Origin of the sequence: Brevibacterium sp. UCMA 11752 (assembly GCF_021532235.1) — a bacterium.
Classification (GTDB): Bacteria; Actinomycetota; Actinomycetes; order Actinomycetales; family Brevibacteriaceae; genus Brevibacterium; species Brevibacterium antiquum.
Genome location: NZ_JACBOS010000003.1, coordinates 968,967 through 991,973, shown reverse-complemented (window position 1 = coordinate 991,973; position 23,007 = coordinate 968,967). Strand labels below are relative to the sequence as shown.

The following is a 23,007-nucleotide window of genomic DNA, read 5'->3' as shown; positions in this document are numbered from 1 at the left end:
GATTTCCGCCCGCATTACTGCGTGCGCCGTCGCAGCGTCAGCGAGCCGATGATGATCGCGGCGAGAATCCAACATCCGATGAAGAGGATGCGCAGCCAGATGTAGCTGGAATCCTCATCGCCGCTCGCGACTGCCGTGAGCGCGTCGATCGCGTGTGAGAGCGGCAACCAATCGCCGATGGTCTCGAGCAGCTCGGGCAGCTGATCACGGGGCAGGAAGATGCCGCCGAGGAGGATCTGGGGAAAAACGAGCGCCGGCATGAACTGCACAACCTGGAATTCGGTGCGGGCGAAGGCGCTTGCGAGCAGTCCCAGCGACGTACCCAACAGAGCATCAGCGATCGCGACGACGAAGAGCATCCATACGGATCCCTCGATCTCGAGACCGCACACCAGCGTGGCATAGGCGACGGCGACAGCAGTCTGGACCACGGCGAGGATCCCGAAGGCGAGCGTGTAGCCGAGGATGAAGTCACCGCGGCCCAAGGGCATCGACAGCAACCGTTCGAGCGTGCCGCTGCGGCGTTCGCGCAGAGTGGAGATGCTCGTGACGAGGAACATCACGATGAAGGGAAAGAGCGCGAGCATCGCGGGGCCGATTGTCGCGAATACCTCGGTCTCATCGAAGATCCAGGCCACGAGCCCGATGAGGAGGCTGGGTACGACGAGGAGCAGAGCGATGGTGCGTGGGTCATTGCGGATTTGGAGCAGCACGCGTCCGGCTGTGGCCAGGGTTCGCATCGGAGTCATTGTGGCCCCTTCTTCCGCTGAACCCGGCCCTTCCCCACGGCAAGCAGACGTGTGGGAGACAGACGTCCTGATCGCGAGGCAAGACGGCCACCGCGACCGCCGATCGAGTGACTCGGTCCAGAGTCGTGGGACTCGATGATCCGCAGAAACGCGCCTTCGGCTGTGTCGGCACCAGTGGTCGTCAGAAGCTGCTCTGGGGTCGTGTCCGCGATGAGATCGCCCTCGCGCATGAGCAGGAGTCGATCGCAGCGAGTCGCCTCGTCCATCACGTGACTCGACACGAGGAGAGTCGTCCCATCCTCGGCGAGTCTGCGGAAGATAGCCCACAGATCCCCACGCAGCACAGGGTCGAGGCCGACGGTGGGTTCGTCGAGTACGAGGAGGTCCGGCGAGCCGAGCATCGCTGCCGCCAGTGAGACCCGGCTGGCCTGCCCGCCGGAGAGGGTCCTGGCCAAGCGATCGGCCTGCCCGGACAGATCCGTGCGATCGATGACCCTTTCGACGTCCGAACGAGGAGCACCCTGAACGCGAGCGAAGTACCGGAGGTTCTGCCGCACGGACAGATCGTCATAGATGCTGGCCTGCTGGGTCATATAGCCGACTCGGTGCCGAAGCGATGCGCTCCCCGCGCTCTGACCGAAGACATTCACCGATCCGCCGGCCAGGATCTGCACCCCGACGACGGCCCGCATGAGAGTCGTCTTGCCGCTGCCGCTGGGGCCGAGCAGACCGACGATCGCTCCGCCGGGCACCCTGAGATCGAGGCCGTCGATGACTGTGGTTCGACCCCGAGAAATTCGCAGACCGTGCGTCTCGATCGCATTATTCATCATACGATGAATTAGACGCCTCTACCTCACCCACGTCAAGGGCCATCTGCGTTGTCAGCGCCCTGCCCGGAGTCCCTCGATATGACCCTGCACCGCAGGAACGACGTGAGCAATGACCTCCTCGATCGGGCTGGAGGCAAGGGGTTCGGCCATGACGACATGCCTGAGTATGAGCACCCCGGCTATCTGAGAAAGCACCATCGAGGCCCGTTGCTGCGCCGACACGGCCTCAATGCCCACATCCTCGAGGCGCTGGGCAATCGCGGACATGAGTTCGCGCAGGAGGAACTGACGGACGAGTTTTCCGGCCGCCGATCCGTTGACGACCGAGCGCAGAATCGTCACACCCACGGGTTTGACCTTCGGGTCCTCCCACGCGAGCAGCACCGTGCGGGCAATCGAAGCACCGAGCTCGGGAAGTGGAGCATCGAGGGCAGCAGCGATGATCTTGTCGGGCCGGACCGGGAGCTTGACGACGTCGGCGAACAGGGCAGCTTTCGTATCGAAATAGTGGTGGACGAGCGCCGGATCGACTTCGGCGCGGCGGGCGATGCCGCGCATGCTCGCCGTCTCATATCCCTTTTCGGAGAATTCGGCGGCGGCCGCCTCGGCGATCATCGCCCGGGTGTCCCCGCTCTGCCCCTTCCGCGGACGCCCCCTGCTGCGGGGCCCGGATTCTGACTCGACCATGCTCCTCAGCTTAGCGGGGAGGGCTCACAGCCGGTCGGGCCTGATGATGCCATTTGTCACCGATGTGAAAACCTTGCCAAGGGCTCTCTGACGCCCAACGAATCTTGCGCACACCCGAGACACGTGATTTCGTTATTGACATGACTCTGCAGGAGCTGTCTCTGCCGCTGTCCACCGACCGACTGCACCTGCGTGCGTATCGGGACTCCGACGCCGAGGCACTGCTGCCCATCTACTCCCGCGAAGACGTCGCGCGGTTCCTCCTCTGCGAGCCGTGGACCGCCGAGGTGGCGCGGACCGAGGTGTCCAAGCGCATTCCGAGAACCGGCCTGGACACCGAGGCTCGCGCACTCGCACTGGTCATCGAAACCGCGGACGGGCTCGAGGGCATCGAAGGCTCGGTCGTCATCGGCGACATCGCGATCTGGTTCGACGGAGAGTCATCGGAAAAGGCCGAGATCGGCTGGGTGCTCAATCCCGCGGCCAGTGGCCACGGATTCGCCACCGAAGCCGCCATCGCCATGCTCAATGCCGCCTTCGCCCACGATCGCCTCCATCGAGTCGTCGCTCAGATGGATGCCAGAAACACCGCCTCGGCGAGGATGGCTTCACGCATCGGCATGCGACAGGAGGCTCACCTGCGGCAGGACTGGTGGTCAAAGGGCGAATGGACGGACACGCTCATCTTCGGCATGCTGCGCAGCGACCGGCAGCAGGTATGAGGATTCGCCCCTCGATACCGGCCCACATCAAGTGACCCGTGTGACGAAAGGTCTGGGAAACAATCCGAAAACCTCGTCAAAGGTTCACGAAACGGGCCTCTGATTGGTCAGAACCACCTCGGCGAGGGCCATAGCGTGGTAGTAGCGGTATCAGCAAACGTCGCATCGAAAGGTTCTCACGGTTCCCATGTACAGGCAGTCGTCGAAATTGGCCAACGTCCTCTATGACATTCGGGGACCCGTCCTCGAAGAGGCCGAGGCGATGGAGGCCAAGGGCCACACCATCCTCAAGCTCAACATCGGCAACCCCGCCCCCTTCGGATTCGAAGCCCCCGAGGCGATCGTCCATGACATGGTCAAGCAGCTTCCCGTTGCGCAGGGCTATTCCGATTCGCGCGGAATCCTCTCCGGGCGCCGGGCCGTGGTCCAGTACTACGAGACCCGCGGCATCCACAATCTGGACACCTCCGAGGTGTTCCTGGGCAACGGAGTCAGCGAACTCATCACCCTGTCCCTGCAGGCGCTGTGCAACCCCGGCGACGAGATCCTCGTTCCCAGCCCGGACTACCCCCTGTGGACGGCATCGGTCGCTCTCTCCGGCGGCACGCCTAAGCACTACCTGTGTGACGAAGCCACAGCCTGGCAGCCCGACCTCGAGGATCTCGAATCCAAGATCACCGAGAACACCCGCGGCATCGTCGTCATCAACCCGAACAACCCCACCGGCGCCGTCTATTCGCGTGAGACCCTGAAGAAGATCGTCGACATCGCACGTCGCCACAACCTCATCATCTTCGCCGACGAGATCTACGAGAAGATCACCTACGACGATGTCGAGATGGTCAACATGGCCACTCTCACCGGCGACGATGTGCTGTGCCTGACCTACTCCGGACTCTCGAAGGCCTATCGAATCGCCGGCTATCGGGCGGGCTGGCTGGCCATCACCGGACCGCTGTCCGAGGCCAAGAGCTACCTTGAGGGAATCAAGCTCCTGGCCAATATGCGCATGTGCGCGAATGTTCCGGCCCAGCACGCGATCCAAGCGGCTCTGGGCGGCAAGCAGTCGATTGACGACCTCGTTCTTCCGCAGGGTCGCCTCGGTGCTCAGATGAACCTGGCCCACGAGGGGCTGAACTCCATCGACGGCGTGTCCGCGCATCGCGCCAGCGGCGCGCTCTACATGTTCGCGAAGCTCGACGTGGAGAAATTCGACATCGTCGATGATGAACAGTTCGCGCTCGATCTGCTGCGCGAGCAGAAGATCCTCGTCTCCCACGGCTCGGCCTTCAACTGGTCACGCCCGGACCACTTCCGGCTCGTCACCCTGCCCTCCGTCGAGGTGCTGGACGAATCGATCAACCGCCTCGGCGAGTTCCTCTCCGGGTACCAGCAGAAGGCGAGCAGCACCTGCGAACTGCCGACCGTCAAGGAGATGTCCCCCGCAGCGGGGTGAGGTTGCCGGGGCACGTGATCTGGTGACCCAGGCTGAGATAATGGGCCCATGACGGAGCGCGACGCGGGGCCAGAGACAGTAGCGGTGGAATCCGTCGCAGAGGCAGTCAACCTGATCGCGCGGGGCAACCCCGTCGATCGCAGCTCGTTGGAATCAGAACTCGGGCGGCAGTCGGCCCTCATCGACTCGCTGCTGGATCTGTCCACCACCATGGTTCGCTGGCGCCAGAAGGACCATGAACGCGCCGCGCTGCTCGAAAGCGCCTCTGAGCTCATCCAGGTCAGAGACACCAAGCGCCTTCTGCAGAAGCTCGTCGACCGAGCTAAGTCGCTGATCGGCTGCGACATCGCCTACCTCTCCGAATACAACCCCGAAACCGACGAGCTCAACGTCAGAGCCAGTCGCGGGGCGATCTCGCTCCAGCTCCCAGCTCTCCGGGTGCCCCCGGGAGTCGGACTTGCAGGCCGGGTCGTCCGCGACCGAGCCGCCCACTGGACCTCGGACTATGACCTGACCCAGCTGCCTCATGAGCGGCGTGTGGACTCAGCGGTCAAGGCCGAAGGCATGGAGTCGCTCCTCGGAGTGCCGATGGTCGTCGACGGTGAAGTACTCGGTGCCCTGTTCGCGGCGAATCGCTACCCCCATGACTTCGGAGCAGATGAGATCACTCTGCTCTCCGCCCTGGCAGACCATGCCTCGGTCATTCTCAAGACCGCACGACTCATGGGCGAACTCGCCGAGGCGGCCGCACTGTCAGCTGCCGCAGAAGAACTGGCTGCGGCCAAAGCGAATACCCTGCAGCGCCTCGTCGAGGTCGAAGAGCAGCTGACCCAGTTGGTGCTGCAGGGCCACGGTGCAGCAGCCGTCACCAACGTCATCGCCGAAACTCTCCGCGCCGAGGTGCTCATCGTCGACAACTGGAGCCTCGACTCCCCCGAATTCCCAGCGGACGAGGGGTTCCTCGCCGAATTCGACCTGAGTCGAGAAGACATCCATGCGGCCATAGACACCAGTCGCCGCACCGGGCGCAGCGTACAGATTGCTCAGGCCAAGCGGCTCATCGCCGCTTCGGTGGCGTCGAACAGACGTCAGCACAGCGGACTGTTCGTGCGCTTCCACAACGACCCGAAAGACGGCGACCACAGCATCGTCGCTCAGGCCGCACAGTCCCTGGCCCTCATCCAGATGAACGAGCTCTCACGTGCCGACGCCGAGAACCGTGTGCGCGGCGAACTGGCCGTCGATCTGATCGCCGACACCAGAAGTCTGGACGAGCTGCGAGCGCGAGCACGCTCCAGCAACTTCACCCTCCTCGGCCCCTGGCAGCTGATAGTGGTCCAAGCCGGTCCCAACGACTTCGACCGCATCGGCTCGTACCTGACTCGGATCGAGCCGCGGATTCTCATGACCCAGCGCTCCCCTGGGCTGACAGTGCTGCTGCCCCGTTCGGCTCATCGAACCCGGACACAGCTGGAAGAGCTGCTCACAGCCTCAGAAGTCCTGCGCAACTGCCTGGTCGTCGTCTCCGACACAGGTTTTCAGCGTTCGGAGCTGCGCACCGCAGAGGACGAGCTGTGGTCGTGCGTGCGTGTCCTCAATTCACTCTCGATCACCAGAGGCGTGTGTCCTGCCGAGGACTTCGCTCCCTACACAGCCATGTTCGGCTCGACCCCCGAACACGTCGGACAGTTCATGGAGCGCATGCTCGGCCCCCTCCGACGATGGGACCGGAGACAATCCGCCGATCTGGTCACGACACTGCGCACATACTTCGACCACAGCAGCAGCATCAGCCGCACCGCCGCCGCTCTCTCGGTTCACGTCAACACCGTCAAGCTGCGACTGGAGCGCATCGACACGGTACTCGACAACGATTGGCGTGCACCCGAATATGCGTTCCGCCTCCACGTCGCACTCCGTCTGGATCAGCTCCAGCAGAAGATCTGAATGCAGCCAGGCACGAGCCACCTACCCTGGCCGATCCAGCCAGTGGCTGGAGATATCAATGGCCATAACGGCCATAGGCGATCGAGTCCCGAAGTGTTTGACTGAACCCTGCGCGGAATTACTCTGCGCGAACGATATGACCGGCTCTGCTCGGCTGCTTTCGGCAGCCGCAGTCGGCAGATGCAGACTCGAAGAAGACAGACTCGAAGAAGACTCGACAGGAGACACACAATGGCAGAGAACAGTCGTATCGCCGACTTCCGCAATATGTCGGTCAACGATCGTCGCACGGCAGTAGCCGAGGCAACCGGGCTCGGCACCGAGGTGTTCGCCCAGATCGATGCGACTGCATTCGGCCCCGAACAGGCCGCGAACCTGAGTGAGAACGTCTTCGGCGTCTTCTCCCTGCCCTTGGGAACCGCCACCAACTTCACGATCAACGGCACAGATGTCCTCGTACCCATGGCCACCGAAGAGGCTTCGGTCATCGCCGCCGCCAGCAACGCCGCCCGAATGGCACGCCCCCAGGGTGGGTTCTTCACCAGCTCGACTCAGCCGATCATGCAGGCGCAGATCCAGCTCATCAATGTGGCAGACCCCCATGCCGCCCGGTCTCGCATCTTCGAACGCCAGGACGAGATCATCGACCTGGCCAATGCTCAGGATCCTAAGCTCGTCGAGGTCGGCGGAGGCGTCAAAGGCCTCGATGTTCGCCTCGTCGAGGCGAAGTCGGCAACCTACGTCGTCGTCCACCTCCACGTCGACGTCCGCGACGCCATGGGGGCCAATGCGGTCAATACCATGGCAGAGGCCGTCTCAAGCAGCCTCGCGGCGATCGCCGAAGGTGACGCACTCCTGCGAATCCTGACGAATAAGGCCGATCTGCGTCTGAGCCGAGCACGCGCGGTCTTCGACAAGGAGCTGCTGGGAGGCGCCGAGGTCGTCGACAACATCCTCCACGCCTATGAGTTGGCCGCAGCCGACCCGTACCGAGCCGCCACACACAACAAAGGCATCATGAACGGCATCTCCGCCGTTGTCCTGGCCACCGGCAATGACACTCGCGCCGTGGAAGCCGGGGCCCATTCGCATGCCCTCATAGACGGTCGTTACACCTCACTGTCCACGTTCGAGAAGAATGCCGAGGGCAACCTCGTCGGCAACCTCGAGATGCCGATGCCCGTCGGCCTCGTGGGTGGTGCCACGAAGGTCCACCCTGCGGCCCGCACCGCACTCCAGATCGCCGAGGTGAGCACGGCGAAGGATCTGGCCGAAATCATCGTCGCCGCCGGTCTGGCGCAGAATCTGGCGGCCCTGCGAGTCCTTGCCACCGAAGGTGTCCAGCGCGGTCACATGTCGCTGCATGCGAAGAACCTCGCCGTGTCTGCCGGCGCCACTGCCGAGGAATCCAAGGCCATCGTCAAGAGGCTCATCGACGAGAAGGCCTTCCGCTTCGACCGAGTTCAGGCCATCCTCGCCGAGCTTCGCTCAGGTGGATCGAAATGATGAACTCACTCCCTCAGGTGTTCACCCATGACACGCTGCCGACCCAGGTCAGGGTCTACGAGGTCAGCGCACGCGACGGCCTCCAAGCCGAATCAGTCACTCTGCCCGCCGAGACGCGTGCGCAGCTCATCTCCCGACTGGCAGGTGCCGGTCTGAGAAGCATCGAAGCAGGCAGCTTCGTGTCCCCCAAGGCCGTTCCGCAGATGGCCGACACCCGCTCAGTTCTCGACGAGCTCGACCTCGACTCGGACATCTCCTATCCGGTCCTCGTTCCCAACCGACGCGGACTCGACGATGCCAAGGCGGCCGGGGCCAAGGACGTCGCCGTCTTCGCCAGTGTCACGGAATCGTTCTCTCGGGCCAACCTCGGCGACAGCCTCGAGGTGACCACGGCACGCAACCTTGATGTGGCAGCGGCGGCCACCTCGGCGGGGATGCACGCCCGCGGGTATCTGTCCATGGTCTTCGGCGATCCCTGGGAAGGTCCAGTGGATCCGCAACGCGTGGTCACCGCGGCTGCGCAGCTGCTGGAGGCCGGCTGCTCGTCGATCTCGCTCGGAGATACGATCGGCACCGCAACACCTGGGCACGTGACTGCTGTCCTGCAGGCACTGATCGACAGCGGCGTCCCCGTCGACGCGATCGCGCTGCACACTCACAACACCTACGGTCAGGCGCTGGCAAACGTCTTCGCCGCCCTCCAGCTCGGAGTGAGTGAGTTCGATGCTTCTGCCGGTGGAGTCGGAGGCTGCCCGTTCGCGGGTTCGGCGACCGGTAACCTGGCAACCGAGGATCTCCTGTGGATGCTTCAGGGCCTGGGAATCTCGACCGGAGTCGACATCCGCGCGGTCGCAGAGACAAGCCAGTGGCTGGGTCAGCAGCTCGACAAGCCACTGGCCTCGGCCACCTCGGCGGCCATCGTCAATCAGTAGCACCACCATTCATCAACAGACCGTTCATCAACAGAAGGTAGGCGAAGATGCCACAGCTGCTCGAAGTCTGGAATGACACCGTCGACTCGAAACACCTTGTCGGCAGCATTGCCATCGGAATCGGGGTGGCGGTACCGGCGTTCCTCATCTCCGACCACTTCTTCACGACCACCGGCGATCCGGAACTGGGGCACTCCTATGCCCTCCTGATCGGGATCGTGGGCTGCATCGTCGGTGCCGTGATCGCCGGAATCCTGTTCAAACCCAAACGAGTGATCACTGAATCAGAGGCTGACACGCGCAACCGGCAGGAAGTCATCGACGAAGTCGTCGAAGAGTACGGAGACCTAGGTGACCCTCGCGATCTCAAACCGGCAGTGCAGGAGGAGATCCGAGCGCTCGGGCTCTTCGACGCCCTGGTCGAGAATCATGAGAACCGAGCGAAGGGTGCACAGCTGTGAGCGCGGACCTCATCGAACCGATCCTGTGGGCAATCGGCATGGCTCTGCTGGCTGCAGTGCTCTTCACCGGAATCGGCCTCATCTCAGGCACCGACGAGACAGCGATCGTCGCACCCCTGGCACTGCTCGTCATCCTCATCGGCGTCCCTCCAGCCGGTGTCATCGCATTCTTCCTCGCAGCCATCATCTCCAAACACATCTCTCACGCCGTGCCCACAACGCTGTTGGGGATACCCGGCGACACCACTGCAGTGCCGATGCTGCGAGAAGCGCAGCTGCTCCGTTCTCTCGGAGTGCCTCATATCGCCCTGCAGAAGGCCATCTCGGGCGGCGTCATCTCGGTGATCATCGCGATTCCGCTGTCGATTCTCTTCGCCCTGGTCCTCACTCCGTTCGCTGAGGCCATCGGTGCCGCAGCACCGTGGATCTTCATCGTGGCGGCCATTCTCGTCGCGTATACCTCGAAGGGAAAGCTGGCGGCAGTCGTCGCACTGGTTCCCTTCGTCCTCATCATCGTCGGGCTGCAGGCATTCATCCTCGAACAGAAGGATGCGACCTTCACAACCTCCTTCTTCCTGGGCATTGCGACCGGCCCGCTCATCTATGATCTGTTCTCTGCTCTGTCTCCCGCAGGGCGTCGATCGATGACGCAGACAGGCAAGCGGGAGTTCGACCTCGCTCCCGACGTCCGACCTGCTGGTGGTGCAAGGTTGCCGAACCCTTTCACAGTCCTGGACCGGAAGCAGTTGGCCTACACCAGCGGTTCGGCCGTCATCACCAGCGCAACCTTCGTCTTCTCACCCGTCGCCATGGCAGTGCTCATGGGTGAGATCGCCGGCAGCCGGATCAAGAACGGCTTCCATCGGCTGACAACGGTCGTGTCCGTGAGAAACGGAACCACCGAGTCGACCTACATCGCCGAGACCCTGATCCCGCTGATCGCCATCGGGCTTCCGCTCTCACCCATGGCCGCGGGCCCGGCAGCACCACTGTTCAACGCTCCGCCCGTCTACACCCTTGACGCGGAGACAGGTGAGACGAACAACCTGCACGATCTGCTGTCGACCGGTGAGTTCGCCCTCTTCTCGGTCATCGCCGCAGTCATCGCGATTGCAGTGGCCTATCCGTTCGTGATGAGAAACGCCCACCGCGCTGCTACCTGGGTGATGAAATCGGTCTCCCACGAGGCGATCATCGCAGGCTTCGCCGCGCTGATCTGCGTCATCTGCCTCTACGAAGGCGGGCTGCTCGCGCTCGGTGTGACCATCACCGTGGGCCTGGTCGGCGGCCTGTTCAATCGCATGATCGGCATGCACGCCGGCGTCCAGTTCATGGGGTACTACGTCGCCGTCCTCACCGTTCCGGCGGTCTTGGCACTGTGACGCGAAAGGTCCGGAAACGTCACAGAAATTCATAGTCTAGTAATCCGATGGACTTAGTGGGTATTGTTGGCATCGATCGAATTGCTCAACAATCGTCGGCATGCTGAAAGGTCACCACTATGCGCCAACTCATCGTCCTCGGACTCGTCGGGCTCCTTGCCCAACTCATCGACGGCTCCCTCGGCATGGCCTATGGGGTGACGTCGACAACCCTGCTGCTCGCGGCCGGGATCGCCCCGGCGACCGCCTCGGCGGCGGTGCACTTCTCCGAGATCGGCACCTCGCTGGTCTCGGGGATCTCGCACCACAAGTTCGGCAATGTCGACTGGAAGACGGTCTCGATCCTCGCGGTACCCGGCTTCATCGGAGCCTTCGCCGGCGCCACGTTCCTCGCCGGCCTCAGCGGTGACGCGGCCACTCCGTGGATCTCGGGCATTCTGCTGCTCCTCGGCGTCTATGTGATCTGGCGCTTCCTCGCCCTCGGCGGCCGCCGCCCCACCTTCAAGGGACGTCCGGGCCCGAAGCTCCTCGTCCCCGTCGGTCTCATCGGCGGTGCGCTCGACTCCATCGGCGGAGGCGGCTGGGGGCCAGTCGGAACCACCACGCTCCTGTCCTCTGGCCGGCTCGAGCCGCGCAAGGTCGTCGGCTCGATCGACACCAGCGAATTCGTCGTCGCGGTCGGCGGCTCGCTCGGGTTCCTGTTCGCCCTCGGCTCCTCGGGCATCGAGTGGTCCATCGCGGCGGCCCTGCTGATCGGCGGAATCATCGCCGCCCCCTTCGCCGCCTGGCTGGTCAAGATCCTGCCTGCTCGGGTCCTCGCTATCGCAGCCGGTGGAATCATCATCCTCACCAACGCACGCACCATCGCCCTGGCGCTCGGCGCCTCGACCGCCACCGTCTCGACCATCCTCGTGGTGCTCGCGGCCGTCTGGATCGCCCTCATCGTTCAGGCTGTACGGAACGAGCGCAGAACTCGGCGCGCAGAAGCCGCCCAGGAGGCCGCGGTCGAGGTCGCCGCGGGCAGCTGAAGCTGAACCCGCTGTTACTATGACGGCATGCGGGTCACCACGAAATCCGACTATGCGCTGCGCGCCCTGATCGAGATCGCCAACGTCAGCGACGGTGGACCCATCAGCGCCGACGAACTGGGAAAGCGACAGGGCATCCCCAAGGGATTCCTCCAGGCAATCCTCGCCGACCTGCGCAGAGTCGAGATCGTGGCCTCCGTCCGCGGCAAATCCGGGGGCTGGAAACTGACGAAGCCAGCGAGCGCCACCACCATCGCCGACGTCATCCGGGCCGTCGACGGCCCCCTGGTCTCGATCTACGGGCAGCGCCCGGAAGCCGTCGAGTACGACGATGCCGCCGAGTCCCTCCAGCAGGTGTGGATCGCGGCCAGGTTCGCCCTGCGCGACGTCCTCGAACAGGTGACCATCGAGGCACTGGCCTCAAAGTCCCTGCCCGCCGAGGTGACCGAGAGGGTCGCGATCGAAGACGCCTGGCAGCCGCACTGACCAGTCACAACCACACAACGATCGTCACCGCCACTGCGCGGTGACGACCCCGACGTCGGCGACCACCTCGGCGATGGCGGCGTTGTGGGCGGCGACGATCGGGTCATGCCGCGAGACCTTCTTACTCGACTCCGCCCGGGCACGGGACACGAGGAGCACGTCGCGGCGGCAGGCGTCCATCGGCATCGGGATGATCTCGACCGTCGGGTCCTCCGGCACAGAGGAATCAGGGATCACCGCGACCGCCAGCCCCGCTGCGATCATGCGAATGATCGCCGCATAGTCATCCATCCTCATCCCCACCCGAGGCTCGAACCCGGCGGCGACACAGAACGACCTGACCACCTCGTCGATGGCATCACCGGGATCGATGCTGAACGCCCACGTCTGGGACACGAGTGAGGTGAGGTCGGGCATGCCGTGGGCGTCGAGGGCGATCGGGCCCACGGACTTCGGCACGCAGAGGAAGAGCTGCTCCGAATACAGGTGCCTCGCGGTCAGGGTCGAGGGAATCCAGGTTCTGTCGATGTCGGTCGAGACGAGCAGCGCCAGATCGAGGTCTCCGGCCTCCAGCCTGGCGACGAGCTTCGCATGCTCATCCATGGTCACGTCGAGGGCAGCGGTGGTCGTCTCTGCAGGGACCGGGTTCACGGCGGCCATCTCGTCGTGGGCCTGCCAGCGCGGTCGTCTCTGCAGCTGGTTGTGCAGCTTCGGAATCACTCGCGCACCGACCGTCGGCACAGCCCCGATCCTGACCGGGACGGCCTGGGCCTCGCGCCGCAGAGCCACCTCGTCGCCGAGGCGGTCGCACAGTCCCAGGATCTCGATCGCTCGGGAGACGACGAGGTTGCCCACAACCGTCGGATGCGATCCGCGCGGACTCCTCTCGATCAGCGTCGACCCCAGAGTCCTCTCCAGATTGCGCAGATGATGGTTCACCGTGGGTTGACTCCACCCCAGTGTGGTCGCCGCCGCTGCGACCGAGCCTGTCTCGGCGATCGCACGCAGTGCCGAGAGACCTTTGGTATCGAGAGTTTCCATCATTCTCCGAGCAATAGATCAATACTGGGTATTCATCAGTTTAGGAAACTTGGTATTCTCCCGGCAAGGGTCCGTTCCCTAATCTGGATTCATGACCGTGCACCAGGATTCCCCCATGACCTCCGTCTCAGATCATCCGGCATTCCCGGGGAACGCGACGACCCACGCGCCCTATGCCGATGCGCTGCAGGCGGCGGCAGCACGTGACTCGCTGTTCTTGTCCACCCCCGGACACGGCGGCATCACCACGGGAATCTCTGCAGGTCAGGCCGAGTTCTTCGGCGAGCACACCCTCTCCCTGGACATCCCCCCGCTCTTCGACGGCATCGACCTCGGTGTCGACACCCCGAAGGACGAAGCCCTGCAGCTGGCCGCCGAGGCCTGGGGCGCACGGCGCACCTGGTTCCTCACCAACGGCTCCTCGCAGGGCAATCGTATGGCAGCACTGGCGATCGGCACCCTGGGTACGGGAGTCGTCACCCAGCGCAGCGCCCATTCGAGCTTCATCGACGGCATCGTGCTGGCCGGTCTCAACCCCGGTTTCGTCTATCCCAACGTCGACGAGGTCAACGGCATCGCCCACGGAGTCACCCCGGACTCACTGCGTCAAGCCATCGCCTCACACCCCGAAAAGGTCAGCGCCGTCTACCTCGTGACGCCCAGCTACTTCGGTGCCGTCGCCGATGTCAGGGCACTGGCCGAGGTCGCTCACGAAGCCGGAGCCGCCCTCATCATCGACGCCGCATGGGGCGCGCACTTCGGATTCCATCCCGACCTGCCGGAATCCCCGGTTACGCTGGGCGCCGACATCGTGATCATGAGTACCCACAAACTTGCCGGATCGTTCACGCAGTCAGCTCTGCTCCACCTCGGCGATACCGAATTTGCGAACCGTCTCGAGCCGGCCTTGGCCCGTGCATTCATGATGACGGCCTCGACCAGTGAAAACGCCCACCTGATGGCATCGATCGACATCGCCCGCCGCGATCTCGTGAACTCACATGTCGCGATCTCGGATTCACTGGAGAACATCCGCCAGATCCGTGCCCGGATCGAGGGCTCCGAGCATTACAATCTGCTCTCCGGGGACTTCATGAATCATGCCGATGTCGTCGACATCGACCCCTTCCGCCTGCCCATCGACATCACCTCGACAGGACTCGACGGCCATGCCGTGCGCAAACGTCTGACCGAGGACTTCGACATCTTCGCCGAGATGGCGACGGCCACGACGATCGTCGCCCTCATCGGCATCGGCAAGTCCCCCGACCTCAGCAGACTCTTCGATGCCCTGGACCAGATGCGCCTCGAGAACGAGAATGACGGGCCAGCCGATGCCGCGACAGCTCCGGCTGGGATCCCGGCGCTGCCGAGCGCCGGGAAGCTGGTTGTCCTGCCGCGTGATGCGTACTTCGCGGATTCCGAGCTCGTTCCCGCCGCCGAGGCTGTCGGCCGAACCAGCGTCAGCTCGCTGGCCGCGTACCCACCCGGAATACCGAATGTCCTCCCCGGTGAGGAGATCACCGCGGAGACCGTCGAGTTCCTGCAGGCCGTGGCGGCGAGCCCATCGGGACACGTCCGCGGCGGAGTAGATCCGAAGCTGAGCACCTTCCGAGTGCTCAAGGACTGACTTCCAGCCTGACGCTTCTCCGTTGCCGTCAGCGTGCCTGTTGCCTCCAGCGTGACTATTGCCTCGAAGCGGCCCGTTGCCTCTGATCGGATCCTTTCGTCGACCCCATGAGACTGGTTGATTGTTCAAATAGCGATACTGGATGCAAAAAGCTATCTTGTCGGCTACAGTCACCGCTGAGGATAGATTTCACACAGATTGTGCTTCCCCTATTCTCGCTGCTGGACCAGACGCAGTCTGCAACGACGAGCTGCAGACTGCATGACGCTACCGAATGATTCAGGGACCGGATGGACGTGCACGCACATCAGCCAGGGGAAGAACTCGCCGATTTCACGGAGAGCGAGCTCCTCTCGCTCATCGAGGCCGGAACCGCCGGTGCCTATTCCGAGATCTACCGCCGTTACCGCGATGACGCCGTAGCAAGAGCATCATCGCCTCTGCCCGACGCGAAGGCCAGACAGGTCACAGACGATGCCTTCCTCAGTGTGCTCAGGTCCCTGCTCAACAGGTCCTCCGACACAGCCGAGGGCCTCCGCTCAATGGTGGATGCCGAGATCGACGCACGTCTCGCGAATCTCACGTCCACAGATCAGACGTCAGCGAGTGGTTCGGACGCACAGGCTCCGGAAGCTGCCCTTGTCTCACAGGCGCTGTCGAACCTGCCCGATAACTGGCAGCGGATCCTGTGGTTGCGCGAAGTCGAACGGCTCTCACCCGAGGCCGTTGCCGAGCAGCTGAATATCAAAGCATCGACTGTAGACAGGTTGGCCGGTCGCGCTCGTCAAGGCCTGCAGGACGAATGGCAGCAGGTCCGACCCGCGGACAGCAGAGCAACCGCCGATCACCGCGCTGTGCTCATTCCTGCACTTCTGACCTCGCCGATCGTCATCGAGCGCCTCTCGTCCACCCTGGCACAGGCGATTCCAGAACCAGCTCCCGCTGTCGCCGAAGCCTCGGTTGCCGAAACCGCTGCCACCGGGACTGACGTCACCGAAACCGCCGTCCTCGAAACGTCTGCTGCCGAAAGGCCTGGAGCCGAGACAGCTGCAGCTGCAGACGGACCAGCCACAGAGCCGACGCCGGCCCCAACCGTCGCCGAGGGCTCAGATGCCGAAACCGAGAGCGCAGACGATCAAGGCACGGACGCAGCCGCGGCTGCCCCGCCGAGCCTTGGCCTCGCCGCAGGTGCAGGTGCAGGTGCAGGTGCAGGTGCGACATTGGTACCAGAAACCGAGGATGAGTCTGCCTCTCTCACCGCGTTCGGTGCGCCATCCGCAGCCGCTCAGACCTCGGCCCAAATGCCTGCACCAGCGGGCTTCAGCATGCCGAAACCCGTTCTGATCCCGGTGGTCGCCGCGTGCATAGGCCTCCTGGGAACACTCGTCGGTGTGGCCGTAGTGCCGCAGCAAGCAGAGCAGACGGGGCTTCAATCCGGCAACGCAGGCACTGCAGTCTCACCTGCAGACTCCTCGTCGAAGAAAGACTCTTCCTCGAAGAGGGACGACAAGAACACCAACTCCCAGTCTCCAGATGACACGAACTCGGATAAGCACGACCAAGAGGCGGGATCCGAGAATTCGAAGACATCCGACCCCGACAGGGACGAGGATGAGAAGTCATCCCGGACCCCAGGGCACGATGACAGCCGGTCCGACGACAGTCCATCGACCGAGGACGATCCCGGCGACAAGGGCGACAGCACTGATCGCCCGTCAGCAGAAGAACCTGACGAACCAAGCCCGTCGGATTCTGACAAACCAGACCCTGAATCGCCTTCGGAGCCGACACCACCACCATCCGACGACCCCGAAACACCTTCGGACCCACCTCCGTCGGATGAGCCGACTGAGGAGCCAAGCGACGAGCCGTCCGAAGAGCCGTCAGACGAGCCAACTGATGAGCCATCTGATGAGCCAAGCGATGAACCGTCTGATGAGTCGCCTGAGGAGCCGAGCTCACCAGGCTCCGAAAACCCCACCCCCTGATCCGACACAGAACGGCACTTCGAACTGAACGCAGGCTCTTCATCGAAGTGAGCGCTGGACACTGGGGCACTCCTCAGGCTGAGTGCCCCTCCAAATGGGCTGGCTGCACCTCAGATTGAAGCGCCAGCTGACGCGCATCGCCCGTTCGCACGCCCAAAAACTCTCCGCGTGGGACTGCTCCTAATAACCACAGGTTCGCCTGAGGTAAATACCCCGGTCGCATTCAGCAGTTCCATAGAATTCCTATCCGAACGACAATTGATCGTGATCTGGATCACCAATTTTGTTGACATGGGTGTTTAATCGAGTGAGGATGTTCAGCATTGTCGAAAACCGAACGCCCTGGAACCCCCAGGTTCGACGGACGGTAGAAAATCGAATTGCATCTGAAACGAGGAACCACTGATGTCAGAAGGCCAAGCAACCCCCATGCCGGATGGGATGAAGCCGTCTCGCCGGGAGCGGAAGGCACTCAAGAAGAAGCGCCTGGAGGCCGACCACTGCATCGTCATCGAGCAGAAGTCCATTCGCACCGCAATCGGCGGAACCACAGTCGGCAACTTCATGGAGTGGTTCGACTTCGGTGTCTACGGCTACCTCGCCGTCACCATGACCGCCGTCTTCACTGAGGGCATGGACAGGCAGATGGGTCTGCTCGTCACCCTGTTCGGTTTTGCAGTCTCCTTCCTCGTCCGTCCCCTCGGCGGCATGGTTCTGGGACCGCTGGGCGACAAAATCGGGCGCCAGAAGGTCCTTTTCTTCACTATGGCCACGATGGCCACCGCCACTGCGCTCATCGGCGTGCTGCCCACTGCGGCTCAGATCGGCCTGTGGGTCATCATCCCTCTCTACCTGCTCAAGATGATCCAGGGCTTCTCCACCGGCGGCGAATACGCCGGTGCCACCACGTACGTCTCCGAATTCGCTCCTGACAAGTCACGTGGATTCTGGGCCTCCTGGCTCGATGTCGGCTCCTACCTCGGCTTCGCAGCGGGCGCGGGCACCGTCGCCATCACCACCGTCATCTCAACGAGCGTCGCAGGTGAGACCGCCATGGTCGACGGCGGCTGGAGGATCCCGTTCCTCATCGCAATCCCCCTTGGCGCCGTCGCCATCTGGTTCCGACTGAAGATTCCAGAGACCCCCAGCTTCGAAGCCTCGGTCGCCGAGGGGCTCGATGTCAAGGTCAAAGACGATAAGTATGCTCGCCATGGTCTGATCGGAGTCGTCCGACACTTCTGGAGAGAGATCCTCATCGGCATCGCCATCGTCGCCGGTTCACAGACGGTCGGCTACGCTCTCACAAGCTTCATGCCGACCTACCTCGAGGAGACCGTCAAGGTTTCGAACGTCCAAGCAGCAGTGGCCACCATTCCGGTGCTCGTGATCATGTCCCTGTGCCTTCCGCTCATCGGCAGGCTCTCCGACAAGATGGGCCGCAAGTTCGTCTTCCTGGTGGCAGCGGGAGCGACGATCGTCCTTATGGTCCCCGCCTTCGCAATCATGCAGATCGGCGAGATGTGGGCCGTCATCATCGCTCTGTTCATGGTCGCCGTGCCGGCTGCCTTCTATATCGCCTGCCTTGCATCGACGCTGCCGGCACTGTTCCCAACGGCATCGCGTTACGGCGCAATGGGCCTGACCTTCAACATCGGGGTCTCACTGTTCGGCGGCACCACTCCGCTGTTCAGCCAGGCGCTCATCGACCTCACGGGGAACTCGTACATGCCGGCGTTCTACATCATGTTCTTCTCGGTCATCGCCTTCGTGGCGGTTCTCCTGATGAAGGAATCGGCTCACAGGCCGCTTCTCGGCTCCTTCCCGACCGTGGGTTCCCGAGAGGAAGCCGTCGAACTGGTGCGCACCCAGGATGACAACCCCGACCTCGATACGGACACCATGCCGATCCCGGTCGTGGCCCAGGTCTAGCCCCAGTCTGAGGTCGGGTCCCAGTCTGAGGTCAAGCGTCGAGCCCCGATCCTGGCCAGCGACGAGGCGGCCGTTCCCAATCCGGGGACGGCCGCCTCGTCGCCTACCCGCAGCTGGCTGACCTGAGGAGGAGCTAGCGATCTATGGCGCGTTTGAAATAGAAGAGGTTGTCGACGACGAGGGCACGTGCCTCGTCAGAGCGGCCTGCCTCGATGAGTCCGACGAGGTCGACGATCTGCTGAGCCGACTCGCTATCGACGACCGAGGCGATCGAGTGCGCCGCGAAGACTCGCGACTGGTCGCGCAGGCGCAGGCTGATCTCTGCAGCTCTCCTGCCGAGCCCGTATTCGAGAAGGTGTTCGTGGAACAGGCGATCGGCAGTCATGAATCCGATCGTGTCGTCCCGGGCGGCAGCGGCCAGAGCGTCCTCGGCATTTCTGCGCAGATCACCGAGTGCGGCCGCGCACGATGTCGGATCCTCCACGGCACGGGAGCACAGAGCTTCCACTGCCGGATCGGCAAGCAGCGCTCTGATCCGGATGATCTCCTCCAGGTCTTCTCGCGTCACCGGAACCAGACGGAAGCCGCGATTCGGCACGGCCTCGACGGTTCCCTCTGTCACGAGAGACATCATGGCCTCCCTGACCGGGCTCAACGAGATCCCCAACTGCTTGGCCAGTCCCGCCGCCGAGTAGATCGTGTCCTCGGCGAGATCACCGGTTGTGATCGCATGGCGGATGACGACAAGCGCATGCTCCCGCAGCGACGGAGCCGACTCCGGTCGCACCGGGGCAGGCCTCGGAGCCGGCGTCGGTGCCTGTCGCTTCGCAGCAGAGGTGGAGGACTCGCTTCTGATCAAAATTCTCCTTCGATGGCTATTGACAGCATAACCACAACGACTCACGATTGAGTGAAGTAATCGGTTATCGACTACTCTCATTTCGATTGAGTCGGGATGAGCTCGTCAACACCTCGGTGTGGTTCCTGCGAAGTGACCACTGTCGTTCCTGCGAAGAAGGAGGAACCATGTCCCACGATCCCCTGCTCCAGCCCTTCACCCTGGGCCCGGTGCAGCTCAAGAACCGCATCGTTTCCACCGCGCATGAGCCGGCCTACACCGAACTCGGCATGCCCAAGGACCGCTACCGTCTCTACCACCGAGAAAAGGCCCGCGGCGGGGTGGGCCTGACGATGACGGCCGGCTCGGCCATCGTGTCCAAGGACTCCCCCGCCGCCTTCGGCAATGTCGACCTCTCCACCGACGAGGTGATTCCCTGGTTGTCCGCCATCGCCGAGGACTGCCATGCCGAGGGGACCGCAGTGATGATCCAGCTGACCCACCTCGGCCCGCGCAACTCGAACTTCACCGCCGATTGGCTGCCACTCATCTCCTCGAGCCGCCACCGCGAACCCACCCACCGGTCATTCACCAAGGCCATGGAGGACTTCGACATCGAGCGGGTGGTCAACGACTTCGCGGCGGCCACGGCTCGAGTCAAGGCAGCAGGATTCGACGGTCTGGAGTTCCTCCACACCGGCCACCTCATCGACTACTTCTTCGCCTCCCGCTTCAACGAGCGCACCGATGAGTACAACGGTGACCTCGCGGCCCGGATGCGCTTTCCGCTTCAGATCATCGACGCGATGCGCGGCGCTTCGGAGGGCCTCGCCCTCGGCGTCCGCATGTCAGTCCTCGAGCAGCTCGAGGACGGCATCACCGAAGAAGCCTCCATCGCGGTACTCAAGGAGTACGCGGCCCACGGCGTCGATTTCCTCAACCTCAATGTCGGAAGCATCAGCTCAGACAAGGAGCTCGCCGACGCGATCCCCGGCATGGGCACCCCCTCGGCACCCTGGCTCGAAACCTGCCGTCGCATCCGCGAAGCGATCGACATCCCCGTTCTCCACGCCGCTCGCATCGCCGATGCGCCCACGGCCCGGTTTGCGATCGAAGACGGCTGCGTCGACCTCGTAGGCATGACCCGGGCGCAGCTTGCTGATCCCTATCTGGTGAAGAAGATCGAGGAGAAGCGGGAGGATGACATCCGCCCGTGCGTGGGGGCGAACATGTGCCTCGACAGCATCTACACCTCAGGCGCTGCGACCTGCATCCACAATCCCGCCAGCGGGCGCGAGGCCGATCTGCCACAGGAGGTCACCCGCGACGTCGAGTCCGGCCCCAAGCACGTCGTCATCGTCGGTGCCGGTCCCGCCGGCCTCGAAGCCGCGCGAGTCGCTTCGGTCCGCGGGCATCGGGTCACCCTGCTCGAGGCCGATTCTGCGGTGGGCGGTCAGGTGAAGATCGCTGCACGCTCCCAGCGCCGCCGTGACCTCATCGGCATCATCGATTGGAGGGAGCAGCAGTGCAGGAAGCACGGCGTTGACATCCGCGTGGACACCTTCGCCGAGGAGGACGAGATCCTCGCGCTCTCACCCGATGTCGTCATCGTCGCCACCGGCGGTGTCCCCGATTCCAGCTATCCCTTCCGTGAGGAGGGGCCCTCGTTCGACGTCTGGGACGTCATGGATGACAGCCTGCGCAACAAGTCCCGGGTCCTCGTCTTCGACGACCATGGCTTCTACCCTGCCCTCGACGCCGTCGAACACCTGGCCCGCAACGGTCAGGAGGTCACCTACGTCAGCCCCGAACGCACCATCGGCGTCGATGTCGGATCGATGAACTCCCCCGCCTACCTCCAGGTGTTCTCCGAATTCGGAGTCACGGTCCACCTCGGCGAGCGGCTCGCGGCGAAGCCGAAGATCGCGGGCAAGTTGGTCACGGCGCGTCTGCGCAATGACTATTCAGGCATCGAGACCGAGCTCGAGACCGACGCCGTGGTCGTCGATTTCGGAACCACGCCCAACGACGACGTCTACTTCGCGCTCAAGGCGCGCTCGTCCAACCTCGGCGAGATCGAACTCGACGCCTGGGTCCACGGTCGCACCCAGCCGGATCGCGACAGCGGTGCGATCCCGCCCACCACAGCAGGAGCTGCTTTCGCAGGCACCGGCGCCGAGGCGAGCGCTCCCTTCGCGCTGTACCGGATCGGTGATGCGGTCGCCTCACGCAACGTCCATGCCGCGGTCCTCGAGGGACTGCGAGTGGGAATGGGGCTGTAGCGCTGCCTCCTTCGCTCTCAGCTCTACGACACTCAGCGACTCTGCGACACTCAGTGACAGGGAGCCATGGCAAGCCCATCTGCCGCTAGACTTTTTTCGGCAGATCATTGTTAGCTGAGTCACATAAAGGTAGATTGAACATACCTTTACGCATCGATGGAGAGAGCGAACGTGGGCAAATACATCGCCAGGCGCATATTTCTCATGGTTCCCATCGTCCTCGGCGTTGCCACACTCTCGTTCGTACTCATGCAGCTCGCCCCCGGTGATCCTGCCGCTGCCTACTTCGGTGACAAAGCCACTCCGGAGGCGGTTGCCCAGCTGTACTGACCGGGGACATTAGTTGAGTGTTCGTCGCTTGCTCCGAAGTTGCTTGTGAGCCAATCCTCGATCGAGGCCCATGGGAAGGCCCGCGGATCATGCGACCCGAGCGAGATTGCGGCTGCCTCCATACGGTCGAGGCGGAAAATGCGCCAGTCCTCGCGTGTGAGGTCATAGGCAATGAGATACCAGCGCTGCTGACGCAGGAGATGTCGATACGGTTCTACGGTCCGATGCGAATGACGGCCATGCTGGTCTGTGTAGTCGAAGGTGAGCCGCGAGGCATTCGCGACGGCGTCGGCGATCTCCCCGACGAGATGCCAATCCACGGACGCCGGAGGCTCCCGCAAGACCTGTGTCGAGACCGCCACTGCCGCGGCACGCTGTTGAAGCTTTCTGGGCAGCACCTGCTCGAGCTTCGCGCGTGCGGTCCCGGCGGTGGCGTCGTCGGGCGACCATGCCTCGAGAATCAACAGACTTGTGATGATTGTCGCGACCTCGTCCGCCGTGAACAGCAACGGTGGGATCTTCATGCTCGGCCGCAGTGAGTAAGCAGCGCCTGGGCCCGGACGGGAGCGGACGTCGTAACCCATATCGCGCAGACGCATGGCGTCCCGCCGCACGGTTCGTTCGCTCACCTGCAGACGATCCGCCAAATCGCGACCGCACCAATCGCGCCCCGACTGGAGCAGCGCCAGCAATCTGAGTGATCGTGTCGAAGGGGTGTCCATGGATCCATGTTCCCAGAAAATGCGGCCAGGATCAGGCCTGATCTGCATCTAGCGTGGT

At 63.4% G+C, this 23,007-nt stretch carries 20 protein-coding genes; 14 read left to right on the top strand and 6 right to left on the bottom strand.

Translation table 11 applies throughout. From position 1 onward, the window contains the following. Positions 1-14: 14 nt before the first annotated feature. Genes HU144_RS04475 through HU144_RS04465 form a run of 3 tightly spaced genes read right to left on the bottom strand, consistent with a single transcriptional unit; the run spans position 15 to position 2,269 of the window. A complete protein-coding gene (locus HU144_RS04475; RefSeq protein WP_235350306.1) occupies positions 15-749 on the bottom strand; it encodes an ABC transporter permease in 735 nt (244 codons plus the stop codon). Continuing rightward, complete coding sequence (locus HU144_RS04470) at positions 746-1,582, bottom strand: ABC transporter ATP-binding protein (protein WP_235350305.1); 837 nt, start codon at positions 1,580-1,582, stop codon at positions 746-748. Before HU144_RS04470 ends, HU144_RS04475 begins: the two co-directional genes overlap by 4 nt. A gap of 51 nt (positions 1,583-1,633) precedes the next feature. Further along, entirely contained in the window at positions 1,634-2,269 is a 636-nt protein-coding gene (locus HU144_RS04465; RefSeq protein WP_235350304.1) for a TetR/AcrR family transcriptional regulator, read from the bottom strand. A gap of 140 nt (positions 2,270-2,409) precedes the next feature. On the opposite strand from HU144_RS04465, the gene HU144_RS04460 reads away from it, so the two are divergent. The 9 genes from HU144_RS04460 (at position 2,410) to HU144_RS04420 (ending at position 12,189) form a co-directional block, all read left to right on the top strand. Continuing rightward, entirely contained in the window at positions 2,410-2,991 is a 582-nt protein-coding gene (locus HU144_RS04460) for a GNAT family N-acetyltransferase (RefSeq protein ID WP_235350303.1), read from the top strand. 187 nt (positions 2,992-3,178) lie between these two features. Continuing rightward, a complete protein-coding gene (locus HU144_RS04455; protein ID WP_235350302.1) occupies positions 3,179-4,447 on the top strand; it encodes a pyridoxal phosphate-dependent aminotransferase in 1,269 nt (422 codons plus the stop codon). Between the two features lie 48 nt (positions 4,448-4,495). Then, positions 4,496-6,394: a helix-turn-helix domain-containing protein gene (locus tag HU144_RS04450; RefSeq protein WP_235350301.1), complete on the top strand. Its 1,899-nt coding sequence runs from the start codon at positions 4,496-4,498 to the stop codon at positions 6,392-6,394. A gap of 180 nt (positions 6,395-6,574) precedes the next feature. Continuing rightward, positions 6,575-7,900, top strand: coding sequence for a hydroxymethylglutaryl-CoA reductase, degradative (locus HU144_RS04445; protein ID WP_268825806.1), 1,326 nt, complete (start codon positions 6,575-6,577; stop codon positions 7,898-7,900). Beyond that, positions 7,897-8,832 (top strand): hydroxymethylglutaryl-CoA lyase, encoded by a 936-nt coding sequence (locus HU144_RS04440; RefSeq protein ID WP_328284273.1) that lies wholly within the window; start codon positions 7,897-7,899, stop codon positions 8,830-8,832. The genes HU144_RS04445 and HU144_RS04440 overlap by 4 nt, the downstream gene beginning before the upstream one ends. 47 nt (positions 8,833-8,879) lie before the next feature. After that, positions 8,880-9,293 carry a hypothetical protein gene (locus HU144_RS04435; RefSeq protein ID WP_235350299.1) on the top strand — a complete coding sequence of 138 codons (414 nt, stop codon included), beginning with the start codon at positions 8,880-8,882 and terminating at the stop codon, positions 9,291-9,293. Beyond that, a complete protein-coding gene (locus tag HU144_RS04430) occupies positions 9,290-10,675 on the top strand; it encodes a tripartite tricarboxylate transporter permease (RefSeq protein ID WP_235350298.1) in 1,386 nt (461 codons plus the stop codon). The genes HU144_RS04435 and HU144_RS04430 overlap by 4 nt, the downstream gene beginning before the upstream one ends. 119 nt (positions 10,676-10,794) lie before the next feature. Then, complete coding sequence (locus HU144_RS04425) at positions 10,795-11,703, top strand: sulfite exporter TauE/SafE family protein (RefSeq protein WP_235350297.1); 909 nt, start codon at positions 10,795-10,797, stop codon at positions 11,701-11,703. 27 nt (positions 11,704-11,730) lie between these two features. Next, the gene (locus HU144_RS04420; RefSeq protein ID WP_143924003.1) at positions 11,731-12,189 is read left to right on the top strand and encodes an RrF2 family transcriptional regulator; all 459 of its coding nucleotides are present in this window, start codon (positions 11,731-11,733) and stop codon (positions 12,187-12,189) included. Between the two features lie 24 nt (positions 12,190-12,213). Here HU144_RS04420 and HU144_RS04415 read toward each other — a convergent pair whose 3' ends face one another. After that, positions 12,214-13,230, bottom strand: coding sequence for a LysR family transcriptional regulator (locus HU144_RS04415; RefSeq protein WP_235350296.1), 1,017 nt, complete (start codon positions 13,228-13,230; stop codon positions 12,214-12,216). Positions 13,231-13,345: 115 nt separating this feature from the next. On the opposite strand from HU144_RS04415, the gene HU144_RS04410 reads away from it, so the two are divergent. The 3 genes from HU144_RS04410 to HU144_RS04400 all read left to right on the top strand — a co-directional run bounded on the left by HU144_RS04410 (position 13,346) and on the right by HU144_RS04400 (position 18,777). Beyond that, a complete protein-coding gene (locus tag HU144_RS04410; protein WP_235350295.1) occupies positions 13,346-14,860 on the top strand; it encodes an aminotransferase class I/II-fold pyridoxal phosphate-dependent enzyme in 1,515 nt (504 codons plus the stop codon). A gap of 290 nt (positions 14,861-15,150) precedes the next feature. Next, positions 15,151-16,848 carry an RNA polymerase sigma factor gene (locus HU144_RS04405; protein ID WP_235350294.1) on the top strand — a complete coding sequence of 566 codons (1,698 nt, stop codon included), beginning with the start codon at positions 15,151-15,153 and terminating at the stop codon, positions 16,846-16,848. Between the two features lie 405 nt (positions 16,849-17,253). Then, a complete protein-coding gene (locus tag HU144_RS04400; RefSeq protein ID WP_235350293.1) occupies positions 17,254-18,777 on the top strand; it encodes an MFS transporter in 1,524 nt (507 codons plus the stop codon). Between the two features lie 133 nt (positions 18,778-18,910). On the opposite strand, the gene HU144_RS04395 is transcribed toward HU144_RS04400, so the two are convergent. Further along, the gene (locus HU144_RS04395) at positions 18,911-19,636 is read right to left on the bottom strand and encodes a GntR family transcriptional regulator (RefSeq protein ID WP_235350292.1); all 726 of its coding nucleotides are present in this window, start codon (positions 19,634-19,636) and stop codon (positions 18,911-18,913) included. Positions 19,637-19,803: 167 nt separating this feature from the next. Between HU144_RS04395 and HU144_RS04390 the strand changes: the two genes are divergently transcribed. Together HU144_RS04390 and HU144_RS04385 are read left to right on the top strand one after the other, a co-directional pair. Further along, entirely contained in the window at positions 19,804-21,897 is a 2,094-nt protein-coding gene (locus HU144_RS04390; protein WP_235350291.1) for an oxidoreductase, read from the top strand. Between the two features lie 156 nt (positions 21,898-22,053). Next, complete coding sequence (locus tag HU144_RS04385; RefSeq protein WP_235350290.1) at positions 22,054-22,227, top strand: hypothetical protein; 174 nt, start codon at positions 22,054-22,056, stop codon at positions 22,225-22,227. On the opposite strand, the gene HU144_RS04380 is transcribed toward HU144_RS04385, so the two are convergent. Continuing rightward, the gene (locus HU144_RS04380) at positions 22,179-22,949 is read right to left on the bottom strand and encodes a helix-turn-helix transcriptional regulator (RefSeq protein ID WP_235350289.1); all 771 of its coding nucleotides are present in this window, start codon (positions 22,947-22,949) and stop codon (positions 22,179-22,181) included. The genes HU144_RS04385 and HU144_RS04380 overlap by 49 nt on opposite strands. Between the last annotated feature and the right edge of the window lie 58 nt (positions 22,950-23,007).